25 protein-coding genes are annotated in these 24,704 nt (G+C 60.6%); 10 read left to right on the top strand and 15 right to left on the bottom strand.

The genetic code is table 11. From position 1 onward, the window contains the following. Nucleotides 1–25: 25 nt before the first annotated feature. Nucleotides 26–796, bottom strand: coding sequence for a PP2C family protein-serine/threonine phosphatase (locus SB753_RS26550; protein WP_410802667.1), 771 nt, complete (start codon nt 794–796; stop codon nt 26–28). A 5-nt stretch (nt 797–801) separates the two neighbouring features. Further along, the gene (locus tag SB753_RS26545; protein WP_013342362.1) at nt 802–1,089 is read right to left on the bottom strand and encodes a hypothetical protein; all 288 of its coding nucleotides are present in this window, start codon (nt 1,087–1,089) and stop codon (nt 802–804) included. A 462-nt stretch (nt 1,090–1,551) separates the two neighbouring features. Between SB753_RS26545 and SB753_RS26540 the strand changes: the two genes are divergently transcribed. Together SB753_RS26540 and SB753_RS26535 are read left to right on the top strand one after the other, a co-directional pair. Further along, nucleotides 1,552–2,043, top strand: a complete 492-nt coding sequence (locus tag SB753_RS26540) for a lecithin retinol acyltransferase family protein (RefSeq protein ID WP_410802665.1) — start codon at nt 1,552–1,554, stop codon at nt 2,041–2,043. A 60-nt stretch (nt 2,044–2,103) separates the two neighbouring features. Next, on the top strand, nt 2,104–2,355 hold the full coding sequence (locus SB753_RS26535) for a hypothetical protein (RefSeq protein WP_410802663.1): 252 nt from the start codon (nt 2,104–2,106) through the stop codon (nt 2,353–2,355). Here SB753_RS26535 and SB753_RS26530 read toward each other — a convergent pair. Continuing rightward, nucleotides 2,352–3,230, bottom strand: a complete 879-nt coding sequence (locus tag SB753_RS26530) for a LysR family transcriptional regulator (RefSeq protein ID WP_410802661.1) — start codon at nt 3,228–3,230, stop codon at nt 2,352–2,354. The two genes, SB753_RS26535 and SB753_RS26530, sit on opposite strands and share 4 nt — an antisense overlap. A gap of 99 nt (nt 3,231–3,329) precedes the next feature. On the opposite strand from SB753_RS26530, the gene bla reads away from it, so the two are divergent. Further along, nucleotides 3,330–4,295: a class A beta-lactamase gene (gene bla / locus SB753_RS26525; protein ID WP_410802659.1), complete on the top strand. Its 966-nt coding sequence runs from the start codon at nt 3,330–3,332 to the stop codon at nt 4,293–4,295. Nucleotides 4,296–4,319: 24 nt separating this feature from the next. On the opposite strand, the gene SB753_RS26520 is transcribed toward bla, so the two are convergent. The 3 genes from SB753_RS26520 to SB753_RS26510 form a co-directional block, all read right to left on the bottom strand. Continuing rightward, nucleotides 4,320–4,670: a response regulator gene (locus tag SB753_RS26520; RefSeq protein WP_020068846.1), complete on the bottom strand. Its 351-nt coding sequence runs from the start codon at nt 4,668–4,670 to the stop codon at nt 4,320–4,322. A 4-nt stretch (nt 4,671–4,674) separates the two neighbouring features. Further along, nucleotides 4,675–6,147 carry an RAD55 family ATPase gene (locus SB753_RS26515; RefSeq protein ID WP_408415384.1) on the bottom strand — a complete coding sequence of 491 codons (1,473 nt, stop codon included), beginning with the start codon at nt 6,145–6,147 and terminating at the stop codon, nt 4,675–4,677. Between the two features lie 427 nt (nt 6,148–6,574). Then, nucleotides 6,575–7,075, bottom strand: a complete 501-nt coding sequence (locus tag SB753_RS26510; RefSeq protein ID WP_020068848.1) for a MarR family winged helix-turn-helix transcriptional regulator — start codon at nt 7,073–7,075, stop codon at nt 6,575–6,577. 65 nt (nt 7,076–7,140) lie between these two features. Here SB753_RS26510 and SB753_RS26505 point away from each other — a divergent pair, with 65 nt between their 5' ends. The 3 genes from SB753_RS26505 to SB753_RS26495 all read left to right on the top strand — a co-directional run bounded on the left by SB753_RS26505 (nt 7,141) and on the right by SB753_RS26495 (nt 9,809). Next, on the top strand, nt 7,141–8,187 hold the full coding sequence (locus SB753_RS26505; protein ID WP_408199940.1) for a phytoene/squalene synthase family protein: 1,047 nt from the start codon (nt 7,141–7,143) through the stop codon (nt 8,185–8,187). Between the two features lie 67 nt (nt 8,188–8,254). Beyond that, nucleotides 8,255–9,445, top strand: coding sequence for an acyltransferase family protein (locus tag SB753_RS26500; protein WP_410802656.1), 1,191 nt, complete (start codon nt 8,255–8,257; stop codon nt 9,443–9,445). Between the two features lie 115 nt (nt 9,446–9,560). Next, nucleotides 9,561–9,809 (top strand): hypothetical protein, encoded by a 249-nt coding sequence (locus tag SB753_RS26495; RefSeq protein WP_020068851.1) that lies wholly within the window; start codon nt 9,561–9,563, stop codon nt 9,807–9,809. Nucleotides 9,810–10,114: 305 nt separating this feature from the next. On the opposite strand, the gene SB753_RS26490 is transcribed toward SB753_RS26495, so the two are convergent. The 5 genes from SB753_RS26490 to SB753_RS26470 form a co-directional block, all read right to left on the bottom strand. Further along, a complete protein-coding gene (locus SB753_RS26490; protein ID WP_020068852.1) occupies nt 10,115–10,432 on the bottom strand; it encodes a DUF4148 domain-containing protein in 318 nt (105 codons plus the stop codon). Nucleotides 10,433–10,624: 192 nt separating this feature from the next. Next, nucleotides 10,625–12,145 (bottom strand): alkaline phosphatase family protein, encoded by a 1,521-nt coding sequence (locus tag SB753_RS26485; RefSeq protein ID WP_410802654.1) that lies wholly within the window; start codon nt 12,143–12,145, stop codon nt 10,625–10,627. 295 nt (nt 12,146–12,440) lie between these two features. Continuing rightward, a complete protein-coding gene (locus SB753_RS26480) occupies nt 12,441–13,304 on the bottom strand; it encodes an ABC transporter permease (protein ID WP_027804767.1) in 864 nt (287 codons plus the stop codon). 16 nt (nt 13,305–13,320) lie between these two features. Further along, complete coding sequence (locus SB753_RS26475) at nt 13,321–14,115, bottom strand: ABC transporter ATP-binding protein (protein WP_027778126.1); 795 nt, start codon at nt 14,113–14,115, stop codon at nt 13,321–13,323. A gap of 37 nt (nt 14,116–14,152) precedes the next feature. Further along, the gene (locus tag SB753_RS26470; RefSeq protein WP_410802652.1) at nt 14,153–15,172 is read right to left on the bottom strand and encodes an ABC transporter substrate-binding protein; all 1,020 of its coding nucleotides are present in this window, start codon (nt 15,170–15,172) and stop codon (nt 14,153–14,155) included. Nucleotides 15,173–15,457: 285 nt separating this feature from the next. Between SB753_RS26470 and SB753_RS26465 the strand changes: the two genes are divergently transcribed. Continuing rightward, nucleotides 15,458–16,135, top strand: a complete 678-nt coding sequence (locus SB753_RS26465; protein ID WP_027778124.1) for a response regulator — start codon at nt 15,458–15,460, stop codon at nt 16,133–16,135. After that, complete coding sequence (locus SB753_RS26460) at nt 16,125–17,519, top strand: sensor histidine kinase (protein ID WP_410802650.1); 1,395 nt, start codon at nt 16,125–16,127, stop codon at nt 17,517–17,519. Before SB753_RS26465 ends, SB753_RS26460 begins: the two co-directional genes overlap by 11 nt. Nucleotides 17,520–17,605: 86 nt before the next feature. On the opposite strand, the gene SB753_RS26455 is transcribed toward SB753_RS26460, so the two are convergent. Both SB753_RS26455 and SB753_RS26450 read right to left on the bottom strand, forming a co-directional pair. Further along, entirely contained in the window at nt 17,606–18,787 is a 1,182-nt protein-coding gene (locus SB753_RS26455; protein ID WP_410802648.1) for an iron-containing alcohol dehydrogenase, read from the bottom strand. Further along, entirely contained in the window at nt 18,784–19,092 is a 309-nt protein-coding gene (locus tag SB753_RS26450; protein ID WP_020068860.1) for a putative quinol monooxygenase, read from the bottom strand. The genes SB753_RS26455 and SB753_RS26450 overlap by 4 nt, the downstream gene beginning before the upstream one ends. A gap of 298 nt (nt 19,093–19,390) precedes the next feature. Between SB753_RS26450 and SB753_RS26445 the strand changes: the two genes are divergently transcribed. After that, entirely contained in the window at nt 19,391–20,395 is a 1,005-nt protein-coding gene (locus tag SB753_RS26445) for a TauD/TfdA family dioxygenase (protein WP_020068861.1), read from the top strand. 360 nt (nt 20,396–20,755) lie between these two features. Beyond that, nucleotides 20,756–22,984, top strand: a complete 2,229-nt coding sequence (locus SB753_RS26440) for an NADP-dependent isocitrate dehydrogenase (RefSeq protein ID WP_410802646.1) — start codon at nt 20,756–20,758, stop codon at nt 22,982–22,984. A 188-nt stretch (nt 22,985–23,172) separates the two neighbouring features. Here the strand turns inward: SB753_RS26440 and SB753_RS26435 are convergent, their stop codons facing one another. Continuing rightward, a complete protein-coding gene (locus SB753_RS26435) occupies nt 23,173–23,400 on the bottom strand; it encodes a hypothetical protein (RefSeq protein ID WP_410802644.1) in 228 nt (75 codons plus the stop codon). A 354-nt stretch (nt 23,401–23,754) separates the two neighbouring features. Beyond that, nucleotides 23,755–24,585: an alpha/beta fold hydrolase gene (locus SB753_RS26430; RefSeq protein WP_410802642.1), complete on the bottom strand. Its 831-nt coding sequence runs from the start codon at nt 24,583–24,585 to the stop codon at nt 23,755–23,757. Nucleotides 24,586–24,704 lie beyond the last annotated feature (119 nt).

The following is a 24,704-nucleotide window of genomic DNA, read 5'->3' as shown; positions in this document are numbered from 1 at the left end:
ATCGAACGGCGTGCGACTCACGGCCTCAGGGCGCCGGGTTCAGAAGCGTTTTGTCCGCGGCATGAGGGTCTTCGGCGCGTACCACGACCGCAGTAATGTTGTCGCGGCCGCCGCGCTCCAGGGCGAGGCTCACCAGTTGATCGGGCGCGTTGCCGTGTGCTGCCGTAGACAACACAGATAGCATGTCGTCTTCGCCGATCTCGTTGCTCAGGCCGTCGCTGCAAAGCAGAAAGATGTCGCCGTCCGCAACTTCGATTGCGTCGTCGTCGAGTTCGAGCAGATCCGTCGCACCCACGGCCCGCGTAATCATGTGCTGCGCGGGATGATGCCGCGCTTCTTCGTCGGTAATCACGCCAAGCGACTTGAGCGCTTCGACCTGACTGTGATCGCGCGTGAGCTGGCGTAACTGTCCGTCGCGAAGAAGGTAGAGGCGGCTGTCGCCGGCCCATACATAACCACAGAAGCGATCGCAGGCGAGCAGCGCGACGACCGTGCTGCCAATGCGTTGCACCTGGCGGCGCGCGGCCTCTTCTCTCAACAGACGATTAGCAGCCTGCAAATGTGCGCGCGCGTCGGCCAGGAACGCTTTCATGCTGACGGGCGCGGCGAGCCGCTTCAATTCGTCAATGACGATGCGGCTCGCGACGTCGCCGACCGCGTGTCCGCCCATGCCGTCGGCGACTGCCCAGCGTCCGAGTTCGGACTGATCGAGGCAGGCGTCTTCGTTGATTTCACGCACGCGCCCTGCGTCGGAGCGCGCGGACGACGTCCATCGGAATTGGCTCGCACAAGTCACAACGGCTACACCATATCGTTTCTGCTGCGTGCGTCGGGAGAGACACTGATGTTCGAGTTGGCGCCTGTATTGCGCACATCGACCGACTGGAACTGGTTGATCATCTGGTTAGCATAGAAGTTGTTGGAAACCTCGTATAGGTTCACGACCGGTCCAATGCTCGGCGTTTCCCGCACATACGGTTGAATCCAGCCATACACCCAGGGCGCTCCGCCGCCGCCGCGAATGGCCGCCATTGCTTTGCGGTCGAGCGCGAGGTTGAGCGAAAGATCGTTCACAGAAATAGAAGCCATGTCGTTCTCCGGTTGGCCGCGTGCGCAACGCGCGCGGTTTTAATGGATCTGGACAGGGATCGTGCAAGTGCTATGCCAATCGCTGCATGACGCCACGCGGTTTGCCGCACAGCGTTGACTGGCCTGCGATTCCGCCCATTCGGGCACTGTTTAAGCGGTGCACTGTTGATCGACAGGTCGGCGCCTATCCAACAGACACGCTTGCGAACCGGTGTAGCGCCCAACACATTCCTGGCGAGTCGACAACAACCCATCTGCAGCGTGAATCGCCATTCTGGCTGTGGCAAAAAGAGCGCCGCGCGCCAACACATCAACGCATATTCTGTCGCTCGGCGGCCCACAGTTTTCCTCGTCGAAGAAGTGGCACTCGGCGGAAAGCCATATAAACAAAGGCTTTGGCGCACATGGCCCGGATGATGCAAAAGACCTCGCAACAGTGTTGGAACCCAAGCGAGGCCAGCCATGAACACGATCCAACTTAAGACGAGCGACACCCGCGACGATTGCATGTCCCCGATCGACTTGCCCATCGGCTCGCATCTCGTGTCAGCCCGCTGCGGTTATGAGCATCACGGCATCTACGTGGGCAATGGCCGCGTGGTTCATTACGCAGGCTTCGCCGGTTCGGTGCATCGCGGACCGGTCGAAGAAGTCGACCTCGATCGCTTCGCAGCAGGACATCCGCTCTCGGTTCGCGCGACTCCCCATGCACGCTATATCGGCGACGAAGCGGTGCGCCGCGCGCGCTCACGGCTCGGCGAAAACCAGTACCGCCTGCTGACCAACAACTGCGAGCACTTTTGCGCGTGGGTGCTGCTCGGCGAAAGCCGCAGCGAACAGGTGCATTGCAGCTTGCGCCATCCGCGTACCGGCATGCATGTGCTGATGTGCCTCGTGAAGGCTTTCGTCGAAAGCGGCGCCACCGGCGCAAACAGCGGACAACTCGCCGCATAGCTCGCGTGAGCTACCGGATCGACCTCGGGTATTCAAGTGAAGGAATGAAGGAGAACCATCATGTCAACCGCTGAAAAGACCTTGCACTGGGCCGTCGACAAATGGCTCGCACCGACTCCGTCAATGCCCGCACGTGTCGTGGAGTTTTGCCACCGCGCTTCACATCAACGGTTCGTTCGTGTCGAAGCACTGCGCCCGTCCGGCCTGTTGTCCATCTTCTTCTTCCGTCACGACGATGGCTCGTGGAACGTGTTTCCGCCGCAAGCAGAGCGCCCCGCGATGAACGGCCATCGTCGCACCGGGCTTTGCTAACGCGGCATGTGTGCAGCCGCTTCCTTGATGAGCCACTGGCTGAACAGCAGCATCGCGGGTGTCATCGCCTTGCCCTTTAGCCATGTGAGCCAGTAACTTCCCGCCTGCACTTCGACATCGAAGGGCCGCACGAGGCGGCCCGTGTTGATCTCGCGATCAAACATCAGCGCGGGCGCGAGCGCGATGCCTGCGCCCTGCATGGCCGCTTCGACCATCAGCCGTGACGAATCGAACACCGGTCCGCGAATTGGACGCGGCGCAATACCGGCGGCTGCGAACCAGTTGATCCAGTCGTCGGCGCGATACGAACGCAACAGCGTTTCGTCGACGAGATCTGCGGGCGCGGACAATCTCGCAGCAATCTCGGGCGTGCATAGCAGCGCGAGCGGCGCGTCGAGCAGGCGCGTGGCAAGTGACCCGGGCCACGTGCCGTCGCCGAAGCGGATCGCGAAGTCGAGCCCCTCAGTGGCGAGATCCACGAGATTGTTATTGGTCAGAAGCCGCAGCTCGACAAAGGGATGTGCATCGCGAAACGATTTGAGCCGCGGCATCAGCCAACCGACCGCGAACGTGCCGACCACACCGACCGTCAGTACTTCATGAAAGTGACCGCCTTCGAATTGCTTGAGCACCGCCTCGATGCGGTCGAATGCATCGGTGAGCACGGGGCGCAGTGCGAGACCTTCATCGGTCATCGCAAGGCCGCGTGGCAGGCGCTTGAATAGCGCGGTGCCAAGACGCTCTTCGAGCGTTCTGACCTGCTGGCTGACGGCGGCCTGCGTGACGTTCAATTCGAGCGCCGCGCGGGTGAAGCTCAGGTGCCGCGCGGACGATTCGAAGGCGCGCAGCGCATTGAGCGGAAGATAAGGTCTCATAGCCGAGGCATAAGTTTTTCTTGTGAGTGCACTAACTTATCATCGTTTGTCAGTGAAAGCTGGAAAACCGATAGTTGCGGCTTCACACAAGGAGCTGCAATGGTCACGAGAAGAAAATTTGCGCGCACGATGCTGGGCGTTTCGATAGTTGGCGTTGGTGGCTTTGCTGGCGCCGTGTTTCGAAGCGGCGATGCATGGGGCAAAAACGCCGGACCGGCCAAGCGCACCACGGCGGCGCCGCCGCGGCAAGAGTTGGCAAAGGCCGATAAGATCCGCGCGCGGCTGCGGGAGATCGAAGCAGATAGCGGCGGACGGCTCGGTGTTGCGATCGTCGACACGACATCGGGCCTGCACACCGGCTTACATGCGGACGAACGCTTTCCGATGTGCAGCACGTTCAAACTGCTCGTTGCGGGCGCGATATTGGCGAGGGTGGATCGCGGCGAGGAAGACTTGCAGCGACGCATCGTCTACTCGCAAAGCGAGCTTGTGACGAACTCGCCGGCGACATCGAAGCACACGCGCGAGCGCACCGGCAACACGGGAATGAGCGTCGGCGATCTGTGCAAAGCGGCGATCACGCTCAGCGATAACACGGCCGCTAATCTGTTGCTGGCGAGCTTGGGCGGTCCTGCCGCCTTGACCGCATTTGCGCGCAGTCTGGGTGACGGCATCACGCGTCTGGACCGGATCGAGCCCACGCTTAACGAGGGGACGCCCGGCGATCCGCGCGACACTACGACACCGAACGCAATGCTCGGCAATCTGCGTGAGTTGGTGCTCGGCGAGCATCTGACTTCGTCGTCGCGAGCGCAATTGCTTGCGTGGCTCGCGGCCAATGAGACCGGCGGCGAGCGGATTCGCGCAAAACTGCCGAAGGACTGGGGCGTTGGCGATAAGACCGGCACAGGCGATCACGGCACGGCCAACGACGTGGCGATCGTGTGGCCGCCCGGCCGCGGTCCCATTCTCGTCGCGGTCTATCTGACGGAAACGGCAGGCGACGCGGTGCGTTGCAATTCGGCTATTGCGAGCGTCGGCGCGTTAGTGGCGCAGTCGGTTTAACGGCTGCGCCAACGGCCTGTGCTTTTACCCTGAAACGCGCTTGAGCATGGTCAGCAGCGCGTCGAATGAAATCGGCTTGCGCGCGTACTGGATGGACGGATTCTGCTGCGCGGGAATGTCGGCGGCCGCGCTGCAGAGAATCACCGGAATGGTGCGCAGGTCCGGATCGGCGTAAAGCGCTGCGCAAAGCTCCAGGCCTGACATGACCGGCATCATGCAGTCCGACACAATGACGTCCGGCCGGGTCTTGCGTATCTGATCGAGCGCGGCCGCGCCATTCGATGCGGTCAGCACCGTATAGCCGTGACGTTCGAGCAGCAGCCGCCATACAGTGAGGATGTCGAATTCGTCATCCACAACCAGAATGGTTTTCATGGGGCTACGCCGGTCGCCGCGACTGCAACGTCGCGGACAAGCCTGTGGCCGAAGAAACCGCGGCGCTAAACGGACTTTCAATAACATCCAGCCCGTGTGAGGAGATTACGAGCTCATGGGTAGACGGATCATGCGCGCTCTCCCGCTGCTTGACGATTGAGATTGCACGCCGCAGTCCTGCTTCGGTTTCCGCGTAGCGCAACAAGACGAGATTTTCTGTAAGTGCCGATACACGCGTGCTTCGAGAATTGCCGTGGTCTGGATAGAGCGGCATTTCTTCGGTGATGAGCGCCGTGATGCCGGCTTCGCGCAACTGATGCAGCAATGCGTTCAGGAATAGCCCAAAGCGCTCGACGCGCAACGCGGAATCGCGGAACCCCTCCACGCCGTCGATCACCATGCGCGTTGCCCCGATTTCTCTCGCCGTGGCAAGCGCGTTAGCGGCGATCTCGTCGACGGCAAGTTCAATGGCCGGCTGCCATTGAATGGCAAGACGACCGTCCTGGTACGCGTCGTTGAGAGGTATCGAAACGGCTTCTGCTTTACCGAGCAGTCGTTGCGGTCCTTCGTAAGAGCCGAGATAGAGGCAGCGTTCGCCGTTCGCGACACCTGCGGCAAGGAATTGCAGGCAAAGCATGGTTTTGCCGACACCCGACGGCCCGATCAACGTCGTAGTCGAGCCTTGTGACAGACCGCCGCCGAACATGATGTCGAGATGCGGCAAGCCGAAGCTGATCCGCGTTTTCAGATCCACCGGTCCGCTCGACGGCGCGCACTGCGATTCGAGACGCGGATACATGAGGAGCCCGCTCTCCGCGATTCGAAAGTAGTGCTTGCCCATCAGGTGATTGCGCGCGCGCAGCTTGTGGACTTCGATTTCGCGGGCGCGGCGCATACCGTCGCTGAAGCGGTTCAGTTCGATCAGGCCGTCGACCAGCGTGTGCTCAGGATGCGGCTCGTTGCCGGACAGCGGCGCGAGGAGCAGCGTCGTGCAATCCATTGCCGCGACGAGCGCATTGAGTTCGTGAATGAACTTGGACAACGACAGCTCGGTTTCGCTGAATTCGCGCGCGCTGCGAAAGCCGTCGATGATCATGAGGCTCGGCCGGTAATCGTAGATGCTCGACGCAATCAGTTTCAGGAAGCCGTCCAGACCGTCCTGCATGAGTTCGTGATAACCGGAAACGAAAAGCATCTGCTGCGCGACTGCGTTTTCGTCGAAGAAAGTCAGGCGCTTCAGGTGTGCGAGCAACTTGTCGTGCGATTCAGCGATCAAGGTCATGTACAGCACCTTCTCGCCCCGGCTTACGCGATGAAAGCCGATCTGGCTGGATAGAATCGTCTTGCCTGCGCCGGCCATGCCTTCGAGAAGATAGACGCCGCCCCGGACCAGCCCGCCGCCAAGAATCTCGTCGAGACCGGGCACGCCCGTATCAACGTTGGCGCGAAGAGAGGTCTGCGATTCGTGAATAGTCATTATGGTGTGCGTTGAAGTACAAACACAGGCGGTTCGCTGACGTCCGCCCGCAACCTGAACTAACCTCGTGAGCAATGTGCGTTCCCGGTATTTGACCGGCGAAACGCATAGGGAGAATGGCTGCCCGCGATTCTACGTGTCCGTTGAGCGCTTGACCACGGCCATATTGGTGCAAGGTCAGGGGGCAAGTGAGCCGAACGCGCTCCGATACGAACGCAGCGCAGCCAACCGAAAATGAAAAAGTTATTCTGCGCGGCGCACAAAGTACAAAACAGGTACATGCAAAGCTACTTAACCGCACGGCATTTCTCTACTGGCGAGCGAGTGGCCAGACATGCCAATGCCACGCTTCGCGCGTTCCTTCGCGCGTTCATTAGCGAGCGGCTATATTAGCCATCCTTAACAAATTTTTTCCTGACCGACGATGCTATCCGCGCAGGTTGCGCACGAAGGTTTCGAGGTGGCGCTGCACCGTGCCGGCCGCTTCGAATTCGATGCCTTCGAGCATCTGCTTTTCAATCGTTCTAACCGCCTGCTCGCATTGACGCAGTACGGCCCTTCCCTCGTCGGTTAATTGCAGCAGCACGATGCGACCGTGCGTGGGGTCCGGCTCGCGGCTCACCCAGTTACGGCTCGCCATTGCGTTCATCACCTCGTTGGCAGACTGAGGCGTGATGAACGAGCGTTCGGCAAGCTGCGCGTTCGACGCCTGCCCCTTTGCTTCGAGAACGGACAGTGCGGTGAATTGCGCGAGCGTCAAGCCGAGCGGCGCAAGCGCTTCGCTCATACGTCGCCGCAGGATGCGGTCGAGACTGCCTATCACATAGGTCAGGCGCAGGGCGGGCCGGCGAGTACGCGTAGTGGCGGCTTCAAGAGTCGAATTCTGATTTTTGCTCATTGTCGGCACGAGATTCAGGCTATCCCGCATCTTATCGCGGCTTGCCGTATACAATTCGGCACCGCTTGAATTTTGCCAATACTGACATCGCACCCATGCCGAATCCGACCCGGGCTTTTCTTCTCGGCCCGCTCCTGAAAGGCGTTTCACGCTCGTTTTACCTTACGCTGCGCGTGCTGCCAGTGGGAATGCGCGACCCGATCGGCCTCGCCTATCTGCTCGCGCGTGCCGCCGACACGGTTGCGGATACATCGCTGATCGCGCCGGAACAGCGCCTTCAGTTATTGCTGGCGCTGCGCGACCAGGTCAACGGTGTGTCGAGCGACGGCGCGCTGTTCCAGCGTATGGCCGCCGAAGTAGCGGGCCAGCAGACTCAGTCGGACGAGAAGGTGTTGCTGGAATCGCTCGGTCCCGCGCTCGACGTCTTGGGGCAGTTGAATGAATCGGATCGCAAGGCCGTGCGGGGAATCGTTTCAACGCTGACCGAGGGCATGGAGTTCGATCTGCGCACGTTCCCCGACGAACGTTCGGGCCGCATCGCGGCGCTGCGCGAATATTCGGAGTTGGACCGCTACACATATCTTGTAGCGGGCTGCGTCGGCGAATTCTGGACCACGATGACCTACGCACATATGCCCGGCACGCTCAAAGAGCGGCCCGAGACAATGGCGAGCCGTGGCGTCCGGTTCGGCAAGGCGCTGCAAATGACCAACGTCTTGCGCGACTGCGGAAAAGACCTGCGTATCGGCCGCTGTTATCTTCCGCAAACATTGCTGGATCAACACGGCTTGAGTCCGCAAGACCTGTTGTCGCCGGCCAATTCGTTGCGCGCGCGTCCGCTGATGACCGAGCTATTGCGCATTACGCTCGATCATTTCCGTGAAGCGCTCGATTACACGCTCGCCATTCCCGCCTTTTCCGTGCGCTTGCGGCTTGCGTGTTTGTGGCCGATTCTGATCGGGCTCGAAACGCTGATGTTGCTCGTGGATAACGCAGCGTGGCTCGATCCGCAAAAAGTCTCGAAGGTGCGCAGGAACACGGTGTACCGGATCATTGCGTCGTCGCTGCTGCTGGTCGGTTCGAACCGGCTGGTGCGTCAGTCAATAGAGCAACGCATCCGGCACATAGAAGCCCGGCTTTGAGCTGCTCGTGTGTGGTCCAACGTACTGATTAAATGCATGCCGGGCCGTAGTTTGATCGACAAATCCTTTGTCCGATCCGACTCACATGGCGCCGCCGGAAAAACAGCATTGCGACACACTCGACCTGATCCGGGCACTGGCGGCGGGCGCTGTTTGCCTCAGCCATCTGCGCAATCTGATGTTCGTCGACTACAAGTCGAGCGTGGGACTGGGCCTCGCGGGCAAGACGTTTTATTTCGTCAGCAACTACGGGCATACAGCCGTCATCGTATTCTTTTTGCTGAGCGGGTACTTTGTCGGCGGCTCGGTGCTGCGCCAGGTCGGCACCGGCACGTGGAGTTGGCAGCGCTATCTGACTGAACGCCTATCGCGCCTGTGGGTCGTGCTGGTGCCGGCGCTGCTGCTAACGTTGTTCTGGGACCGCCTCGGCATCCATCTCGCGGGCGGACCTTTCTATCTCGGGACTGAAGGCACATTCGATCAACAGATCAACGTTGCATCGCATCTGGGCCCGGCGACGCTCGCATGCAATCTCGTCTTCCTGCAAACCCTGGCGTGCGGCACATACGGATCGAATGGTCCGCTATGGAGCCTCGCTAACGAGTTCTGGTACTACCTGTGGTTTCCCGCATGCGTCGTGTTTTTGGGCCGCCGACGGGGAGTCGGCGGTTATGCGATCGCCGCGTTTGCGCTCGGTACGATGATCGCGTTCCCATCGCTGCAAAGCGGCTTCGGATTGTGGCTGCTTGGCGTGCTACTCGCGGTGCTGGAAAAGCGTTCTCCCGCGCGTATGAAGCGCCGGGCTCTACCGTGGCTTACGCTCGTAAGCGGCATGGTGTTTGTCGCCGCGCTGCTTTGTACACGCCTCTTTCTGCTCGATAACGACTGGATCGTCGGCGTGCCTTGCTTTGTGTTCCTCCGCTGCGTTCTGCTCGAGAATGTTCGCTTGCGACTGCCGGTGCTGTCGCGAGCCGCAATTCTGTTTTCCAGGTTTTCCTATTCGCTGTATCTCACGCATTTCCCGTTTATTCTTTTTGTGGCCGCAGTGGGTTTCAGGCAGCGCATTCCGTTCGATGCAAAAGGAGTACTCGTGCTGAGCGGAATGCTCATTGCATGCTATGTGTACGCTTTCGCGGTTTATCTGTTGTTCGAGCGGAACACGCGGCGCGTGCAGCAGCGCATGTGGCGGCTGCAGTCCGGGCATACAGCGCCGGATACAACAGCCGCGCATGTGCGTCAGCGCGGCACGATTACGTGATTTGGCGCTCACCGCGCTTGATTTAACCTGCGTCAGCAGATAGGCCTGAATCGGGAAACCCCTAAGACCGTGTCCGGATGGTTCGCGTTAGTCTCTTCGAAAGAGGAGACATTCCATGAGGCAGGCATTCAATATCGCGGTGGTGCTGTTGCTCGGCTATTTAATGGCGGATCGGGCGCTGATGCGCGCGCAGGCCGGCGAAGTCGGGACGATCACATGCCATCAGGGCGCTGAACTGGTCAAGGCCAGCGCGCTCAAGAAGGGCTTTGGAGAGGTCGGCGCGAGCAGCCAGAGCGAGAATTTCCTGTCGAGCTGCCTCGTCACGGGGCGCGGGCAAGTGGGCGATCTGATCGCTCGCGATTGAGCAGGTCCGTTCGGTCGGAGGATGATCCGTTGCACCCGCAACGGTTCGCAGGGGCAAAAAAGCGCCTGGACTGACGAGTCCAGGCGAAGTCATCGGTAGCCGATGACGGAGGTAACGGATAGCAAACTGGCCCGTGATCGGAACAACCGGTCGCGGGCGTTTTCATTTGTAACGGCTCAAACAGTTGGCGCTTCGGCGGCATGACACGCGGTGAACTGCTGAGAATTTCGCCGCGCCTTGGCGGCGGCATATCGCGCCATTCTCAGCCGGTGCACCGACCGGGTTGCCGCCATTGCCTGCTGTGCTTAGTTGCCGAAGTAAATCGACTTGGTGCCATTAGCCGACACGGCGCGGCCAGAGTCCGAAGAACCGTTCGCAACACCGCCATAGCTCGACACAGCCGGCTGCGCAGTGCCGTTTTGCGCGGCGACGCGAGCTTCTGCGGCCTGAATGTCAGCGGGATAATAAGGATCCGAGCGGGTCGGCTGATAGCCGGCCTTTTCCAGTTGAATCAGTTCTGCGCGCACCTGAGCGCGAGTCACGGGCTGGTTGGACTGCGCAAACGAAGCGACAGGAGCGGCCAGCACAGTGGCGATAACAACAGCTTGAATAAGTGATTTCATGATGAACTACCTCCAGTTTCGGTCTTTATTGCGCCACGAACCTTGTTGTTCGCGGCCAGTGATTACATTGTAGGTTTGCAAACTGGAGAGAGTAATGGCGCTTTTCGGTAAACTTCGTTGCTGGAATTGAGATAAACGGACGCCGCTGTTCATTCCCGCCGACGCACCAGTAAAGCCTGCGTGCATTGGCTCTTACTTACCGCGCGGGCGGACGGCTCCGTCGGCCCGCTGCGACAGCCGCGTGAATGCATGGCTGGTACGCTCGTCACGCAGATCGCGGGCCCGATAGAAGTCTTTGCTAAGCCACTCCCCCAAGCCGATCAACGCCGAACCCAGCAGGTTTTTCAGGCTTACCCAGCGGTTCTCAGCGCGCGCAAAATTCGCCGCCGACACCACTGCGGTCGTTTCAAGTCGGTCGAGCTCGGTATGTAGAAAGTCGGCGAAATGGTGGAGCCCACGCTGATTGTTGTTCGACGACTTCTTTTCCAGTTCCACGTGATCCGGAATGAGCGACTGATTACTCACCCGAATGAATTGAGGCGTGTCGGCGCGGGGCGTGCCGGTGGTGCGGATCGCCAGACCGACGCTCGACGAGGCTTCTGTGCGTTTGCCGAGCGGAGGCAGGCCCCACTTGTCGCAGAGATATTTCAGCACGCTGCAATGGTCGAATTGCGCGTGGCATACGCCGGGGTCGCACCAAGGGGATACGAGGAGGGCGGGCACGCGAACGCCGAGCCGCCTGAAGTCGAACACGGACGTGTGTTCGTCGGGCGCGACCGAGTCTGACGGCGGCGGCACGTGGTCATAAAAGCCACCGTGTTCGTCGTAAAGCACGACTAACAATGTGCTTTCCCACAACGCCTGATTGGAACGCAATGCGTTGTACGTGTCCGCGATCAGCTTTTCCGCCTTCATGATGTTATGCGGCGGATGATCGTCGTTCTGTGCCTCGCCGAAGTACTTGGGCTCTATGAGTACGAACTCGGGAAATGCATCGGCTGGACCGGCCGCATCGGGAAAGAAATTGTCGAAGTAGCGGTAGTTCGCGAGGTTCTCGGCTTTGCGCTGATTCTTGAATAGCAATGACGCCGGGAAGTCGTAGAAATAGACGGTCCAGGTTTTTTTAGCGTCGTTCAGGCGGTCAAAAATCGTATCCTGATCCTGCTCCGTGTACCACCTGGGATTGAGCGCGTCGAGGCCGGATGGCATTCCCACCTGCCCCTTCGAAGTGCCGGAAAGCGCGAAGTAACGGTTCGGCCACGTTGGACCGGGCAGAGATGAAAACCATCTGTCGCAAACGGTGAATTGCTCTCCGAGCGTGTGCAGCGCGGGCAGAAAGCCGCGCGGATAGTAGCCCATGATGTTCTGTCGCGCGGCAAGACTGCTGTTTGGATAGTCGTTGGCGAAGGAGCGCACGAAGCCGCTGTTGTTCGAGTCGATCTGGCTCAGCACGGCTGAGTGCCCATGATCCGGATCGAGCTTCATTTGCCGTACTCGCGTGGGCCGAGGAGAAAAGGTGTGGCCTTTGCCGTCGTCGTTCGTTTTCGACGCAGCGTTGCGCACGCCGTCCAGACCCTCATGCACTTCGTCGAGGCAGCCCAGCATCTGGTCGAAGGAATGGTTTTCCATCAGCAGAAGAACCACGTGGCGAATCGGGTCGTTCTGCGCCTGTGCCTGTTGTCGTGCCGCGTTGCTGAGTTGGACGTCGTCCATGTGCATCGCTCCTGCGGGATTGAGCAAGACTGAACGTGTGAGGTGTCAGTCTTGCAAACCTAGCGCAAAAAACGTCGCAACGAAAGCTTCATATCGCTGTGAGAAGCCGGAGAAGGTCGGCCCTCTCCCGCCAGGCTCGGACGGCTGAACACCTACGCGCGCGGCGTGGCGGCCGCCATATGCGCCGCTGCAACTGAGGCGTTGGTGACAACAGAATGCAAAAATGCCGTTCGGTCATTCACCGAACGGCATTGTTTTGTACCGCCGCGCTTTTACACGGCAAGGTGGCTCAGGTTTAGACGGCTGCCGGCCGCCATTTCAACAAGCGCTGCTCGACCGCGGTCAACAGGTAGTCCGCTGCCAACGCGACCACGGCCAGCACGATCATCGCGGCAAACACGCCGCTTGCGTTGAACGCACCTTGCGCCGTGGAAATCAGCAGGCCGATACCTTGTTTGGAGCCGAGAAATTCGCCGACCACTGCGCCGACGAGCGCGAAGCCGAAGCTCACATGCAGGCTTGCAAGAATCCAGCTCAATGCCGAGGGAATCACGACCGACGTGGTTACCTGACGGCGCGAAGCACCGAGAATCTGCGCATTCGCGATCATGTAACGATCCGCTTCACGTACGCCCTGAAACGCGTTGGCAAACACGACGAAGAACACCATCACCACGGCGAGTGCAACTTTCGAAGCCATGCCGAGGCCCAGCGCAATCACGAACACGGAGCCGAGCACCACACGCGGAATCGAGTTGGCGATCTTGATGTAGAGGCTGAACACGTCTGACAGCAGCTTGTTGCGGCCGAGCAGAATGCCGCAGAACACACCGGCAACGGAACCGATAATGAAGCCGAGTCCCGTTTCTTCGAGCGTGACCCAAACCTGCGTGAGAAGCGGGCCTTGAGATGTGCCGTTCACGAACCAGTCGACGATCTGATCGAAAATCGCGGTCGGCATCGAAAAGAAGAACGGGTCGATCCACTTCAGGCGTGCGGACAGTTCCCAGCCGCCGAGCACGATCACGAGCACGGCGATACGCAGCGCGATCACCAGCACCTGACGTTGCCGGATACGTTTTTGCGCGACCCGTTCGACCTGCGCGAGCGACGCGGCGTCGATACCCGAGGGCATCATCTGTTGAGGAGTAGTAGACATGTTTCGCTTTCCTTGATTAACCGATCTGCACTTCTTCGCGCAGGTCGTGCCAGATGTCACGCGAGATTTCGATGAAACGCGGGTCGTAGCGAACTTCCGACGTGACACGCGGACGCGGCAGATCGATTTCGTAGACCTTTTTCAGCGTCGCGGGACGCGCGGTCAGCACGAACACGCGGTCGGCGAGTGCAATCGCCTCTTCGAGATCGTGCGTGACAAATACGACCGACCCGGCGCCGCCCCACAACTGCAGCAATTCGTCCTGCATCAGCGTGCGCGTTTGCATGTCGAGCGCGGAGAACGGTTCGTCCATCAACAGGATTTCCGGCCGGTTGATGAACGTTTGCGCGAGTGCCACGCGTTTGCGCATGCCGCCAGACAACTGATGCGGATAGTGCTTGCCGAACTTGTCGAGGCCCACACGGCGCAGCCACTCGTTCGCTTCTTCATAGGCGGCGGATTTCGAGCGGCCGCGATACAGCGGACCGGCCGCGACGTTGTCGATGACCGAGCGCCACGGAAACACGGCGTCTGCCTGAAACACGAAGCCGATGCGCGGATCGATGCCGTCGACCGGCGCGCCCATCACGCGCACTTCGCCGGTAGTGGGCTTGAGCAAGCCCGTAATCATGCTGAGCGTGGTGGATTTGCCGCAGCCCGTCGGCCCGACAATCGCAACGAACTCGCCGCGCGCCACCGACATGCTGAAGTCGCGCAACGCGATGGTTGCCTTGCCGTCCGGAGAAATGAAACGGCAGGACACGTTGCGCATTTCGATCGCAGGCGTCTCGCGTGACATAGGTTGGTTCATCGGCTGGTGCCTCTCAGTTTGCTTGATGTGGATGACGTTACTTGGCCGCGGTCTTGACCGGCGCCGCCACGAAGTCGTTCGTGTAGGTCTTGGCGAGGTCAATGTGCTTGCCCTTCACCGAGGGGTTGAATGCGGAGAGCACCTTCAACACGGTCTCCGGGCCGTCGGCGGGCATCTTGCCGTCCTTCGTGAACATGGGCAGCGACGCTTTCAGTGCACCGACGTAAAGGTCCTTGTTGTTGCCGTAGTAGTCCTTCGGCATCTTGGCCGCGATTTCTTCAGCGCTATGCGTGGCGATGAAGTTCAGCGTCTTTGCGAAAGCGTGCGAAAGCTTCGCTGCGTCGCTCTTGTGCGACTCGGCCCACGCGCGTTGCACGTAGAAGCTCGCAGCCGGATAAGTGCCGCCGAGCGCTGCGCGCGTGCCTTCGAGTGTGCGCATATCGACCAGTACTTTTGCGTCGCCGGTCTTGAGAAGTTGCGAGACCGTCGGCTCTGTCGTCATGCCGGCGTCGATACGGCTTTGTTTGATGGCCGCGATAAAGCTATTGTCGGCACCTACCGGCAACAGCGTGTATTGCGTGGACGGAACACCCGCGCGTTGCGCCAGGTATTGCGTGAGGAAGCTTGTCGAGGAGCCGAGGCCGGTCACGCCAAGCGTCTTGCCTTTTGCGTCCGCCATGCTCTTGAAGCTGTCTGCCGCTTTCGTGGAGACCATTTCGACTTCGCCCGGCACCTGGCCGAAGATCACCAGCGCCTGCACTTCCTTGCCTTTGCTCTGCAGATCGATAGTGTGATCGTAGAAGCCCACTACGCCTTGCACCGCGCCTGCGAGCAGTTCGTTCTCTGCATCCACGCCCGCGGGCTGCGAGAGAATTTCGACGTCGAGGCCCTCGTCCTTGAAGTAGCCGAGTTGTTCAGTCAGCTTGGCCGGCAGGTAAATGATCTTGGTGGCGCCGCCGACCATGATCGTGAGTTTCTCCGCATGAGCGGCGGCCGAAGCAGCGGCGAGGGCAAACGCAACACCGGACACAGCGGCGATCTGGCGCAAGGTACGCATGAGGCAGTCTCCTGGGGTTTGGCCGCCGCCCTATGGACCATGCGGCGCTTTTTGAGTGAATGACGGCGATTATAGAAATCGGAAACCTTCTGCCAGCTTTCGACGGTGCCGGCAAATAGTGAGTGTTAACCCCGAACCGCGCGAAATCGTGCCGCAAACCGCACGCAGCGCATCTAGCGGAAGCTCGGGGTAGAACATGAAACTGTATGCGCCGAACCTTACGCGATACGCGCAGCGCCCTGTTTTTACGGCACAATCGACGCCCTGACTCTCGCCGTTTGCGCCATGAAGCTGCTGCTCATTGAAGACAATCCCACTCTCGCTCACTGGCTCGCGAAGATGCTGGAGCAGGAGGCATTCGCTCTCGACGCCGTGCAGGACGGCGACGCGGCGGACCGCTTGCTGCGCACGAATCACTATGACGTGATCCTGCTCGACCTCAATTTGCCGAAGTTGTCGGGCAAAAACGTCCTGCGCCGGCTGCGTCAGCGCGGCGACGCGACTCCCGTGCTGATCCTGACGGCGAGCGGTTCGATCGACGAGAAAGTGGAGTTGCTCGGCGCGGGCGCCGACGACTACCTGGTGAAGCCATTCGAAGTGCGCGAGCTGATCGCGCGAATCAAGGTGGCGATCCGTCGTCAGTCTCCGTCGAAGGCGAGCGAAGTGGTGTGCGGCGACCTTGCGTTCGACATCGATACGCGCCAGTTCACATTGAAGGGCGCACCGCTGAACGTCACGCCGCGCGAGCGCTCGGTGCTCGAAACGCTGATTCTTAGATTGGGCAAAACGGTGACCAAGCCCGCGCTCGTCGACGCGATCTTCACGCTCGCCGATGAGCCGAGCGAAGACGCGGTAGAGATTTATATCTCACGCCTGCGCAAGAAGCTCGACGGCAGTTCGGCGGCCATCGTCACGCTGCGCGGGCTCGGCTACCTGCTGCGCAAGAAAGAAGATGACCAATAGTTTGCGCGTCCGATTGTTATGGTGGTTGCTGGTGCCGCTCGCATTGTATGTGTTCGTGACTGGCAAGGCCGAGTACGACAATGCCAGGCGAACGGCCGATCTCGTGCAGGACAATCAGCTTATTTCGTCCGCGCGAATGATTGCGGGCGAAGTGGAATGGGTCGACGGTTTCCTGCGCGTGGATGTACCACCGGCTGCGCTCGAAATCTTCGCGTCGCCTTATCGCGATCAGGTGTTCTACAGCGTCAATGTGGACAACCGGCAACTGCTCGCGGGTACGCCGGAATTTCCGCCGCGTCCGGCGCAAGCGGCCGATACGCCGGACCACTACGACACCGCGCTATACGGCCAGAACGTGCGTGCCGTGGGGCTCGTTCGACTCATGTACGACAACGGCGCGACGCGCCACGTGCGCGTCACCGTTGGCAAGACGGTGCGTTCACGCGACGCGATGGCCGAACAACTATGGCGACCGCAACTCGTGCGGCAGATCGAAATGATCGCGCTTGCTGTGGCGCTCGTGTGCATCGGTCTGACGTTCGAATTGCGTCCATTGATGAAGGTGAAAGACGAGGTCGCCGACCGCGATCCCATGCAACTCGAGCCGATCCGCGTGGACCGTCTGCATACGGAATTGCGGCCGATTGTCGAAGCCATCAATCAGTGCATTGCACGCCTCGGCGTGCAGGTCGCCGCGCAACGCCGTTTTATCGCCGACGCCGCACACCAGTTGCGTACGCCGCTCACGCTGCTCGGCACCCAGTTGCAGTTCGCGCGGCAGCAGGGCGGCGTGAACCCGGCGCTCGACGAAGCGCTGGCCGCCATGCATCGCAGCAACCGGTCAATGGTCGGACTCACCAACAAGCTGTTGCTGCTCGCTCAGGCCGAGGCGGCGGACAACCGGCAGGTGATCGTCGAAACGGTCGATCTCGTGCCGTTAGCCATGGAAGTGGTGGAAGACTTCGCATTGCTTGCGCAAGGGCGGCAAATCGATCTCGGCGCGGAGCTTTGCGACATCGCGCCGGTGGCTGGGCACCGTGGCCTGCTTCAGGCGCTGATTGCCAATCTCGCAGAGAACGCAATTCGCTACACCGGCAGCGGCGGGCACGTCACGGTCGCAGTGACCGCCGACGCGCACAGGGTTACCGTTAGCGTGATCGACGACGGTCCGGGCATTCCAGCCGAGTCTCGCAGCCGCATATTCGAACCGTTCTTTCGCGCCTCGACGGATACAGAGGGCACGGGTCTCGGACTTGCCATCGTGCGGGAAATCGCGGACGCGCACAAAGGCGATATCGTGCTCCAGGCGGGCGAGGGCGGCAAAGGCGTGCATATCGCCGTTTCGTTTCCGCGTGCGGCGTCGGGGCAGTCGCGCGCGGCCTAGCAGCGCTCGCTATCGCGGCCGGCGGCGGCTGTATCGCGTTGAAAGTTCCGCGGTTGCCGCTGTGCCAGCGTCGAGATCAAAACGTATCAAAAGGCGGCGTTGTAAATCGCCAGTGCATCGGCCTCGCTGACAGGCCGCGGATTGTTCACGAGCAGGCGGGTTTGCAACATCGCGTCGCTGGCCATGCGTCCAAGCCCTTCGCGCTCGATGCCGACATCGCGCAGTCGCGCCGGAATCGCTGTCTCGGCGATCATCCGTTCGAGATTTTCGATCAGCGCCTGGGTCTTGTCCCTCGCGCTGCCGGTCGTTCCGGGCACGACCACGTTGGCCAGTTCCGCGTAGAGATCTGCCGCCGAGTCGGCGTTGAAGCGCAACACATGCGGAAGCACAAGCGCGTTGGAAAGCCCATGCGGCACGTGATAAATGCCGCCAATCGGATAGGCCAGCGCGTGCACGGCAGCGACCGGCGAGTTTGCAAATGCCTGTCCCGCGAAAGTCGCGCCCAGCAGCATTGCCTCGCGCGCATCGCGATCGTTGCCGTCCTCGCACGCGGGCAGCAGGTTGCGCGACAGCAGTTCGAGCGCCTTTATCGCGAGCATGTCGGATACCGGGTTCTTCAGATGCGCGGACGTGTACGCTTCGATCGCGTGAACCATGGCGTCGATCCCCGTGGCCGCCGTGGCGGCAACGGGAAGCCCGAGCGTGAGTTCGGCGTCGAGAATCGCCAGATCGGCGATCAGTTGCGGCGCGACGACGCCCATCTTCCTGGCCTCGCCGACTGTGACAATCGAGACGGCTGTTACTTCGGAGCCGGTTCCGGCAGTGGTCGGCATCTGCACGAGCGGCAGGCGCTGCACCGTCACCTTGTTCACGCCATACATTTCACTGAGTTGCTGCTGTTGCTGCTGTTGCTGCTGTTGCTGTGGAGCGAGTGCTGCGATGAGCTTGGCGACATCCATCGACGAGCCGCCGCCCAAGCCCAGCACGATCTCGGTACCGGCGCTGCGCGCGCGAGCCGTCGCTTCAAGCACGATATGTTCTGGCGGATCGGCGATGACGTCGTCGATCACCGTCGCATTCCAGCCATGCGCCGCGAGATCGGCAAGTGCCGGGTCCAGTAAGCCGCTTTTGTGCAGGAAGTTGTCCGTCACGACACACAGACGTTCAAGCGCCGGAAATTGCGCGCGCAGCAAAGCGCCGAGCCGACGAGCCGCACCGAATTCAACTATCAGCGTGGGCACCGTTTGAAAGCGGAATGCGTGCGTCATGCTGCTTCTCCCGTGACCATATGGCTCGACACTTCACGTCGCTCCAGCAAGGGAACGATTGTGCCGAAACCAAGACGCTGAAAATGTTCGGTCTCGCGGTGCTCCGCGAGGCCGTCCGCATCGCTGTACTGTTCGAGGATTACAAAGTGGTCCGGCGCGAGCGGCGAGCGGAAGAACTCGTAGTAGAGGTTCTTCGGCTCCGCGCGAGTGGCGGCGGCGAGTTCGGTGAGATGCTTCACGATCGCATCGCCGTAGCCGGGCTTGGCGAAATAATGCGCGATCACCTGCAGGTAGGCATGAGCCATCAGTAACTCCAACAAGACAGTGGTCGAGATCTCAGAGCGTGAAGCTGATGTCGCCGCGGGCTGCCGATATTCCTAGCCAGGCAGACGCGGCGCCGACTCCAGTTGTACCAGATTCGGATCGCCCGCTAAACGGCAAAGCCGTCGTCCTGCTGCGTTCCGCGGGCGAATCCATCAAATAGGCAGGGCCATCTCACTGAGATATTGAGAATCATTCGCGTTTGCGATAGATTGTCAGTGTGTTTTTAGGACCGGGGCGCCAGACTGGCGCCGGTACACGGCATCATCCAAAGGAATTCGTATGACCATGCTTTCGACGCCGCAGCCCACGTTCGCCGATCTGTCTATCGAGCCCGGCCTACCCACGGTCGTGTCGCCACGCGCGGGCGGGGACATGTCATTGAACGACGCCGCGTCGCTGCTGCATGCGATTGTCGGCGAGACGCTCGAGCGCGTCGGCGGCGTGCTCTTCTCAGGCTTCCGGGTTGATTCGATCGATGCATTCCAGGGTTTCGCCGCCTCGTTCGGGCATCCGCTGATCGGGTATGAATTCGCGTCCACGCCGCGCAGCCAGGTTGAGGGCGCGGTGTACACATCGACGGAATATCCGCCGCATCGCTCGATCCCTTTGCATAACGAGCAGTCGTATACCCGCGAATGGCCGTTGCGGATCTGGTTCCACTGCGCGCTCGCCGCGCGCTCCGGCGGCGCGACGCCGATTGCGGACAGCCGCGCCATTTATCACGCGCTCGACCCCGCGCTCGTCGAGCGTTTTGCCCGCCGCGAACTGCTTTACGTGCGCAACTTCGGTCAGGGGCTCGATTTGCCGTGGCAGCAGGCCTTCGGCTCGGACGATCTAGCCGTGGTCGAGCGTATTTGCCGCGCGCGCGGCATTGAATGCGAATGGCGCGACAGCGAAGACGGCGAGTTGCTTCTGCGCACGCGCGAGCGTTGTCAGGCGGTGGCGCGACATCCGCGCACGGGTGAAAACGTGTGGTTCAACCAGGCGAACCTGTTCCATCTTTCGTCGCTCGATGAAGACATGCAGGACGCACTGATCGAGTCCGTCGGTCTGGAAAACGTGCCGCGCAATGTGTACTACGGCGACGGCGCGCCGCTCGAAGCCGACGCCCTCGCACAGATTCGCGGCGTTCTCGACGCGCAACGTGTCGTGTTTCCCTGGCAAACCGGCGACGTGCTGATGCTCGACAACATGTTGACGGCGCATGCACGCGACCCGTTCGAGGGGCCGCGCAAGGTGGTCGTCGCAATGGCACAGAGTTACCGTGAAGGCCAGACGGTGTAGCGCGGAACGACAACCGCGCGGCACGGTGTTTCGCGCACGATCGTGCGGATGGATTCAGCTCAGCGTTAATGCAAACAATTCGCATCTGGCAAAATTTTGCGACTTAAGTCATCTATAAGACATATGTCTTCAGGCGTAGGATAAATCGCTGAAAGCCTTGTCTGGCGGGCATCATCGCACTTTCGGCGGGTTCGCCGGCATGTTTGTTTAGCAGCGGATAGAGGAAAACGCGCATATACTCACGGTCGGGCCGTAAAAAGTAGTGCCGCGGGTCGCGCTGCGTTTTGCTGCTTCGTCGCAACTCGCTGGCTCAGCGCGTCCAACGCTCTGTCTCTCACTTCACCTAGCAAAGCATCAAACATGTCCACACCGCCGAAGATCATCTACACCCTGACCGACGAAGCGCCTGCTCTGGCGACTTACTCGCTGCTGCCGATCGTCAAGGCGTTCACGCGCTCGTCCGACGTGATCGTTGAAACGCGCGATATTTCGCTTGCTGGCCGGATCATCGCTGCATTTCCGGACTACCTGACCGCGGAACAGAAGGGTTCCGACGATCTGGCGGAGCTGGGTGGACTCACAACGCGCCCCGAAGCGAACATCATCAAGCTGCCGAACATCAGCGCTTCGGTGCCGCAACTGAAGGCCGCGATCACCGAACTGCGCGATCAGGGCTACAAGCTGCCGGCGTACCCGGACGTCGCCACGACGGAAACGGAAAAAGACGTCAAGGCACGCTACGACAAGATCAAGGGCAGCGCGGTCAACCCCGTGCTGCGCGAAGGCAACTCGGACCGCCGCGCGCCGCTGTCGGTGAAGAACTACGCACGCAAGCATCCGCACAAAATGGGCGCGTGGTCTGCAGACTCCAAGTCGCATGTCGCTCACATGAGCGGCGGCGATTTTTACGGCAGCGAAAAATCGGCGCTGATCGCAGCGGCCGGTGCGGTGAAGATCGAACTGACCGCTGCCGACGGCACGAAGACGGTTCTGAAGGAAAAGACGCCGGTGCAGGCGGGCGAGATTATCGACGCGTCGGTGCTCAGCAAGAACGCGCTGCGCAGCTTCATCGAAGCGGAAATCGCCGACGCCAAGCGCAAGGGCGTGCTGTTCTCGGTGCACCTGAAAGCCACGATGATGAAAGTGTCCGATCCGATCATCTTCGGTCACGTCGTGTCGGTATTCTACAAAGACGTGTTGGCCAAGCACGCCGACGCGCTGGCGCAAGCGGGCTTCAATCCGAACAACGGTATCGGTGATCTGTACGCGCGCCTCAAAGACCTGCCGGCCGAAACGGCTGCGCAGATCGAAGCTGACATCAAGGCTCAGTACGAACAGCGTCCGCAACTCGCCATGGTCAACTCGGACAAGGGTATTACGAGCCTGCACGTGCCGAGCGACGTGATCGTCGACGCGTCCATGCCGGCCATGATTCGCGAGTCGGGCAAGATGTGGGGCGCGGACGGCGCACTGCATGACGCCAAGGCCGTGATTCCGGACCGTTGCTACGCGGGCGTGTATCAGGCAGTGATCGAAGACTGCAAGAAGAATGGCGCGTTCGACCCGGTCACCATGGGCACGGTGCCGAACGTCGGCCTGATGGCACAAGCCGCTGAAGAATACGGTTCACACGACAAGACGTTCCAGATTCCGGCGAACGGCGTGGTTCGCGTGACCGACGCAAGCGGCGCTGTGCTGATCGAGCAAGCGGTGGAAGCGGGCGACATCTGGCGCATGTGCCAGACCAAAGACGCACCGGTGCAGGATTGGGTCAAGCTCGCGGTGAATCGCGCGCGCGCGACCAACACGCCGGCGGTGTTCTGGCTGGACGCGGCTCGTGCACACGACGCGCAGATCATCAAGAAGGTCGAGCAGTATCTGAAGGACCATGACACGAACGGTCTGGACATTCGCATCATGACGCCGGTCGAGGCAACGAAGTTCTCGGTCGAGCGCATCCGCGCCGGCAAGGACACGATCTCGGTCACCGGCAATGTGCTGCGCGACTACCTGACCGACCTGTTCCCGATCATGGAACTGGGTACCAGCGCGAAGATGCTGTCCATCGTCCCGCTCATGGCAGGCGGCGGCATGTTCGAAACGGGCGCGGGCGGTTCGGCGCCGAAGCACGTTCAGCAACTGGTCGAAGAAGGTTTCCTGCGTTGGGACTCGCTGGGTGAATTCCTGGCGCTGGCAGCGTCGCTCGAACATCTGAGCAGCGCCTATCACAACCCGAAGGCGCAGGTTCTGGCCAAGACGCTGGATCAGGCAACCGGCAAGTTCCTCGACAACGACAAGTCGCCGGCGCGTAAGGTCGGCGGTCTCGACAACCGTGGCAGCCACTTCTACCTCGCGATGTACTGGGCCGAAGCACTCGCCGCGCAAACGGAAGACGCCGCGTTGCAGGCTCAGTTCGCCGGCGTAGCCAAGGCGATGGCCGACAACGAAGCGAAGATCCTCGAAGAACTGCGTGCCGCACAAGGCAAGCCGGTGGATATCGGCGGGTACTATCGTCCGAACGTCGAACTGACGAGCAAGGCCATGCGCCCGAGCGCCACGCTGAACAAAATCGTGGACTCGATTGCGTGAAGTGTTCAGCCATGTGCTGAAGCGTGTGAGGAGCGGCCCAGGTGACAAAGCACTTGCGCACGCTTTGAAAGACGCAGCCAGGCACACGCCTGACGCGGCATAAAAGTAAGCGGTAAGCACGACGATGGCGCTCTCGAGCGCCATCGTCATTTCTGGCTGCATATCGCGGAAGCGCGTAGTGCGGTCCATCAAACGTGAACGATTTCCCAGTCGCTCAGTTTCTCCGGAATTTCCAGCGTCGAAGTGTCGACTTCAGACAGATGCGGGCAGGTCAAACCGCGCGCGAGGTCGTCGGCCGCTTGCTGCGGGCTGGAAAACTCGCCAAGTTTGTCGTTGCCGTACGATGCTTCCCAGCCGTCCTGGCTCGGCAAAATGTAGAACGCTCCTTCGGTCGATCCAAAGCGAAAGCCTTTCATTTTTAGTCTCCCAATTGCCAATAAAAACCGCTGTGCTCTGGCGGCTTCCTGCGCGGGATTCGGGGACTGTCCGAGATGGTTCTATCGCATCCAATCCACCGCACCGCATGAAGCGCCTGCTCTTGTAAAAGAGTCTATGTCAGCAGGCAGCGGAGCAAGCGGTCGTTGGGCGCTTCGTTCTAACGAAAATTGCGATTAAAAATCAGAGAGTTGCGCGTTTCATTTTGCGATGTGCAACGTGGGGCGACATTGCGAAATGACGAGTTTGTGCCACGCACCACGATTTTTTACGAAGCAGGGCCGCGTGTCGCATCGTGAAATTTTGGGTGTTTTGTAGATACACCCCCGTATGCGTCAGGAGGGACCGCCCGGCAGCACGCTTTCCACGAACGCAATCATCGCCTTGTTGAACAGCGCCGGTCTTTGCAGCGGCGCGAAATGACTAACGCCGGGTAGCACGTTCAATTCGGCACCGGGAATCACGCCGGCGAGGTATTCGGCGTGCTCCGGTTTGATGAACTCGTCGTGTTCGCTTTGTGCGATGACAACCGGCACGCTGATGCGCGCGAGGTCGTCCGCGAAATAGTTAGGTTCGGTTTTCATCATTTCGCTGACGGCGGCGACGAATGCGTCGAACTCGTCAGGCGTGGCGGAAAGGCGTGCGTAGTCTTGACGGTGCCGGCTGAAACAGCGGTCGATAACCGGCGTCGCTACAAATTCTTTTGTGCCGCTGGGGTCCATGTTGCAGCCGAAGAAGAACACGCCGGCAACGCGTTGCGGCGCCACCATGCCCAGCACCATCGCCACGCACGCGCCGTCGCTCCATCCGACAATTGCCGCGCGTTCGAGCGCGAGCGCGTCCATTACGGCAAGCACGTCGGAAGCCATCAGTTCGTACTTGTACGGCCGCGCGTCGCGCGTGCTGCGGCCGTGACCGCGGCTGTCGATTACCACCACGCGGTGCCCGGCCGCAAGGAGCGCCGGCACCTGATAACCCCAGTTGCCGCTGTGGCCAAGTCCGCCGTGCAAAAGAATTACTGCCGTGCCGTTGCCGTGAGACGCGTACCAGATTCGCGCGCCTTCGTGCTCGACCCACCCCGACTCATTTGACGCAGGCAACGGCGGCGCGCCGTGCGCTTCGAAGCGTTCAAGCGAGTCGTCGTCCGGTTCCTGGAAAGCTGCCATCGCCGTTGTCTCCTCTTTAATTGCCAGCACTCTCATCGCAAGCGACAGCGTGCCAGCACAGCAGCGCGCATAGCAACGAACCTACGGGATTCTGCTGCCTCTTGCCGCCTCGCCGCTTC

Source organism: Paraburkholderia sp. SIMBA_053 (assembly GCF_046534895.1).
Lineage (GTDB): Bacteria > Pseudomonadota > Gammaproteobacteria > Burkholderiales > Burkholderiaceae > Paraburkholderia > Paraburkholderia caledonica.
This window is presented reverse-complemented; position numbering and strand designations above follow the sequence as displayed.

Coding starts and splice junctions, on each gene's coding strand:
- SB753_RS26545 (WP_013342362.1), bottom strand. CDS start 1,089: ATGGCTTCTATTTCTGTGAACGATCTTTCGCTCAACCTCGCGCTCGAC.
- SB753_RS26540 (WP_410802665.1), top strand. CDS start 1,552: ATGAACACGATCCAACTTAAGACGAGCGACACCCGCGACGATTGCATG.
- SB753_RS26535 (WP_410802663.1), top strand. CDS start 2,104: ATGTCAACCGCTGAAAAGACCTTGCACTGGGCCGTCGACAAATGGCTC.
- SB753_RS26530 (WP_410802661.1), bottom strand. CDS start 3,230: ATGAGACCTTATCTTCCGCTCAATGCGCTGCGCGCCTTCGAATCGTCC.
- bla (WP_410802659.1), top strand. CDS start 3,330: ATGGTCACGAGAAGAAAATTTGCGCGCACGATGCTGGGCGTTTCGATA.
- SB753_RS26520 (WP_020068846.1), bottom strand. CDS start 4,670: ATGAAAACCATTCTGGTTGTGGATGACGAATTCGACATCCTCACTGTA.
- SB753_RS26515 (WP_408415384.1), bottom strand. CDS start 6,147: ATGACTATTCACGAATCGCAGACCTCTCTTCGCGCCAACGTTGATACG.
- SB753_RS26510 (WP_020068848.1), bottom strand. CDS start 7,075: ATGCGGGATAGCCTGAATCTCGTGCCGACAATGAGCAAAAATCAGAAT.
- SB753_RS26505 (WP_408199940.1), top strand. CDS start 7,141: ATGCCGAATCCGACCCGGGCTTTTCTTCTCGGCCCGCTCCTGAAAGGC.
- SB753_RS26495 (WP_020068851.1), top strand. CDS start 9,561: ATGAGGCAGGCATTCAATATCGCGGTGGTGCTGTTGCTCGGCTATTTA.
- SB753_RS26490 (WP_020068852.1), bottom strand. CDS start 10,432: ATGAAATCACTTATTCAAGCTGTTGTTATCGCCACTGTGCTGGCCGCT.
- SB753_RS26485 (WP_410802654.1), bottom strand. CDS start 12,145: ATGGACGACGTCCAACTCAGCAACGCGGCACGACAACAGGCACAGGCG.
- SB753_RS26480 (WP_027804767.1), bottom strand. CDS start 13,304: ATGTCTACTACTCCTCAACAGATGATGCCCTCGGGTATCGACGCCGCG.
- SB753_RS26475 (WP_027778126.1), bottom strand. CDS start 14,115: ATGAACCAACCTATGTCACGCGAGACGCCTGCGATCGAAATGCGCAAC.
- SB753_RS26470 (WP_410802652.1), bottom strand. CDS start 15,172: ATGCGTACCTTGCGCCAGATCGCCGCTGTGTCCGGTGTTGCGTTTGCC.
- SB753_RS26465 (WP_027778124.1), top strand. CDS start 15,458: ATGAAGCTGCTGCTCATTGAAGACAATCCCACTCTCGCTCACTGGCTC.
- SB753_RS26460 (WP_410802650.1), top strand. CDS start 16,125: ATGACCAATAGTTTGCGCGTCCGATTGTTATGGTGGTTGCTGGTGCCG.
- SB753_RS26455 (WP_410802648.1), bottom strand. CDS start 18,787: ATGACGCACGCATTCCGCTTTCAAACGGTGCCCACGCTGATAGTTGAA.
- SB753_RS26450 (WP_020068860.1), bottom strand. CDS start 19,092: ATGGCTCATGCCTACCTGCAGGTGATCGCGCATTATTTCGCCAAGCCC.
- SB753_RS26445 (WP_020068861.1), top strand. CDS start 19,391: ATGACCATGCTTTCGACGCCGCAGCCCACGTTCGCCGATCTGTCTATC.
- SB753_RS26440 (WP_410802646.1), top strand. CDS start 20,756: ATGTCCACACCGCCGAAGATCATCTACACCCTGACCGACGAAGCGCCT.
- SB753_RS26435 (WP_410802644.1), bottom strand. CDS start 23,400: ATGAAAGGCTTTCGCTTTGGATCGACCGAAGGAGCGTTCTACATTTTG.
- SB753_RS26430 (WP_410802642.1), bottom strand. CDS start 24,585: ATGGCAGCTTTCCAGGAACCGGACGACGACTCGCTTGAACGCTTCGAA.